The following is a 3,065-nucleotide window of genomic DNA, read 5'->3' as shown; positions in this document are numbered from 1 at the left end:
TGTCGACATCCTGTCGCTCGGGCTCGCGCAGACCGGCGCCGAGCGGCTCGAACGGGCCGTCGACGGGCTGCGCACGGTCCGCGGTGCCGAGCAGCCGCGGCTCAACATCGTGGCGCACTCCTACGGGTCGACCACGGCGCTCATCGCACTCGCGTCGGGACGGATGGAGGCGGACAGCCTCACGGTGCTCGGGTCGCCCGGCAGCTCGGTGCGGCACGCCTCGCAACTGGCGGTGACGTCGGGCGAGGTCTTCGTCGGCGGTGCGCACAGCGACCCGATCGCGGGCTCCGGGTACTTCGGTACCGATCCCGGGTCGGCGTCCTTCGGGTCGACATCGCTCGACCTCGCGGCCAGTGCCGACACCGACGCCGCGGGGGACGTCTTCCGGCGTCCCTCGGGCCACAACGACTACCTCAAGCCCGGGACGGCTTCCCTGCACGACGTCGCGCTCATCGCGGTCGGCCGCGGTGACCTCGTGCGCGAGCAGCTGCGCCGCGGCGAGGGGCCCAGCGACGACGGCGTGCCGGGGACCCCGGACATGTACCTCGTGCGTCCGCAGGACCTCCAGCCGCGCGACTGATCGCGCACGGCGCCACCGGCGATCACCGCCGAGGCCGCCGCGGTCCCGTCGTGACCAGATCGTGACCGCCGGCCGACCCGACGGACCGGCACCGTGCCTCCCGTCCGGATCCCCGTCCCCGTGCGGGGCGCGAGCCGCGCCACCCGCTGCCTGAACGGGAACCTGTGCGACGGTGCAGTCTGCGGTGGTTCCGCGCCAGAACCAACCCAGGGCACCCACCTAGCGTGCTCGCCATGCGTGTGATGCGGTGGCCGGCTGCCCTCCTGACGTTCCTCGGCATGTCCGTGCTCGCGGGCATGCTCGTGACCGTCGCCGTCACGCCCGCCGTGGCCGTGGTCGGTGAGGGCGCGTCCGGCGCGGCGTCCTTCTTCGAGGACCTGCCGGACTACCTCGACATCCAGACGCCGCAGCAGGTGTCCACCGTCTACGCGACCAAGGGCGGCCAGCAGGTCAAGATCGCCTCCTTCTACGCGGAGAACCGCACCAACGTCACGAGCGCGCAGATGGCCGACAGCCTCAAGGAGGCGGCTGTCGACACCGAGGACCCGCGCTTCTACGACGAGGGCGGCATCGACGTCATCGGCACCCTCCGCGGCGCAGCGGCGACCGCTGTCGGCGGCGACGTGCAGGGTGGTTCCAGCATCACGCAGCAGTACGTCAAGAACGTGCTCGTGCAGCAGTGCGAGTCGCTGACCGGGAAGACCGCCGCGCAGACGCAGGCGAAGGTCGACGCCTGCTACCAGGACGCCGCGGGCGTGACGCCGCAGCGCAAGCTGCAGGAGATGCGCTACGCGATCGCGGTCAACAAGAAGTACTCGAAGGACCAGATCCTCACGGGCTACCTCAACATCGTGGGGCTCGGCGGCCGGGTCTACGGCGCCGAGGCCGGCGCGGAGTACTACTTCGGGGTCCACGCGAAGGACCTCTCGCTCGTGCAGTCCGCGACGCTCGTCGCGATCCTCAACAACCCGTCGAACCTGCGCATCGACGAGCCGAACGACAAGGACAACGGCACGGCGAACGGGTACGCGCTGACGAAGGAGCGCCGCGACTACGTCCTCCGCCGCATGGAGGCGCACCACTCGATCACGAAGGCGCAGATGACGGCCGCGATCGCGACGCCGGTGCAGCCGCACATCACCGCGACCGCGAACGGGTGCTCGACGGCCGCCACGTCGTACGACGCCGGCTACTTCTGCGACTACGTCCGCGACGAGGTGCTGCAGGACCCGGCGTTCGGGAAGACCCTGGCCGAGCGCATCGCGACCCTCGACACCAAGGGCCTGCAGATCCACACCTCGCTCGACCTCGACCTGCAGAGCCAGGCGCAGTCGTCCCTGTCCGCGTACGTCCCCGCGACGATGGCGGGCGTCGACGTGGGCGGCTCGAACGTCACGGTCGAACCGGGCACCGGACGGATCCTGTCGATGGTGCAGAACACCGCCTACACGCAGGGGGAAAGCATTGCGCCCGCACCACCGGGGTGAACTAAAGCGCGGACACGGCGTACGGGAACTCCGGCGGGTTCCAGACCGGCTCGACCTTCAAGGTGTTCACCCTGGCCGAGTGGCTGGCGACCGGACACACGCTGAGCGACAGCGTCGGCACGACCGAGCACTCGTACCCGACCTCGGAGTTCACGAACTCGTGCGTGAACATCGCCGGGCCGAACTGGAACGTCGCCAACGCCGAAGCGGTGCCGTCCTCGATGACCGTGCAGGACGCGACGAGCGAGTCGATCAACACCGCGTTCGCGGCGATGGGCAAGCAGCTCGACCTGTGCACCATCGCCAAGCTCGCGGCCAACATGGGGATCCACCTCGCGAACGGCGGGAAGATCAGCTCCGTGCCGTCGATGATCCTCGGCACGAACAACCTGTCGCCGATCGACCTCGCCGAGGCGTACGCCGGGTTCGCGAACGGCGGTGTCGTGTGCACCCCGACCGCGATCGACTCGGTGACCGAGGCGGACGGCACGAAGATCACGCCGACGAAGTCCTCCTGCACGCAGGGCGTCGACCCCGCGGTCGCCGGGACGGTCGACTACGCGCTGCAGGGGGTCCTCAAGGGCAACGGCACCGCGGCCAGCGCGAACCCGGGCGACGCGACGCCGAAGTTCGCGAAGACCGGGACGACCGACGGCGACGTGCAGAACTGGCTCGTCGCGTCGACCACGAAGTACACGAACGCCACCTGGATCGGCAACGTGCAGGGGAACGTCGGGCTCGCGAACACGCAGTTCCTGCAGGGCACGACCGGGTACAGCGCGAAGTTCGGCGTCGGCAAGCAGATGATGACCTACCTCGACGGGCACTACGGCGGCGACGCCCTCCCCACGCCGGACCCGGCGATGATCGGGCACGTGTCGTCGTCTTCGTCGTCCTCGTCGTCTTCGTCGTCGTCCGGATCGCAGTCGGGCGACGGGACGGGGACGCCGGCCACGCCGGGCGAACAGTCGACGACGGGGATCAGCAGCAGCCGGGGC

Annotated in this window: 3 protein-coding genes; all 3 read left to right on the top strand. The window is 70.1% G+C overall.

The features are described from left to right. Positions 1–580: alpha/beta hydrolase (locus I59_RS05780; protein WP_031273045.1), on the top strand; the 580-nt coding region annotated here is incomplete at its 5' end. 233 nt (positions 581–813) lie between these two features. Further along, a complete protein-coding gene (locus tag I59_RS20700; RefSeq protein ID WP_148286106.1) occupies positions 814–2,067 on the top strand; it encodes a transglycosylase domain-containing protein in 1,254 nt (417 codons plus the stop codon). A gap of 62 nt (positions 2,068–2,129) precedes the next feature. Then, positions 2,130–3,065: penicillin-binding transpeptidase domain-containing protein (locus I59_RS20695; RefSeq protein ID WP_376764445.1), on the top strand; the 936-nt coding region annotated here is incomplete at its 3' end.

The organism is Curtobacterium sp. B8 (assembly GCF_000333315.1).
Taxonomy (GTDB): Bacteria; Actinomycetota; Actinomycetes; order Actinomycetales; family Microbacteriaceae; genus Curtobacterium; species Curtobacterium luteum.
This window is presented reverse-complemented; position numbering and strand designations above follow the sequence as displayed.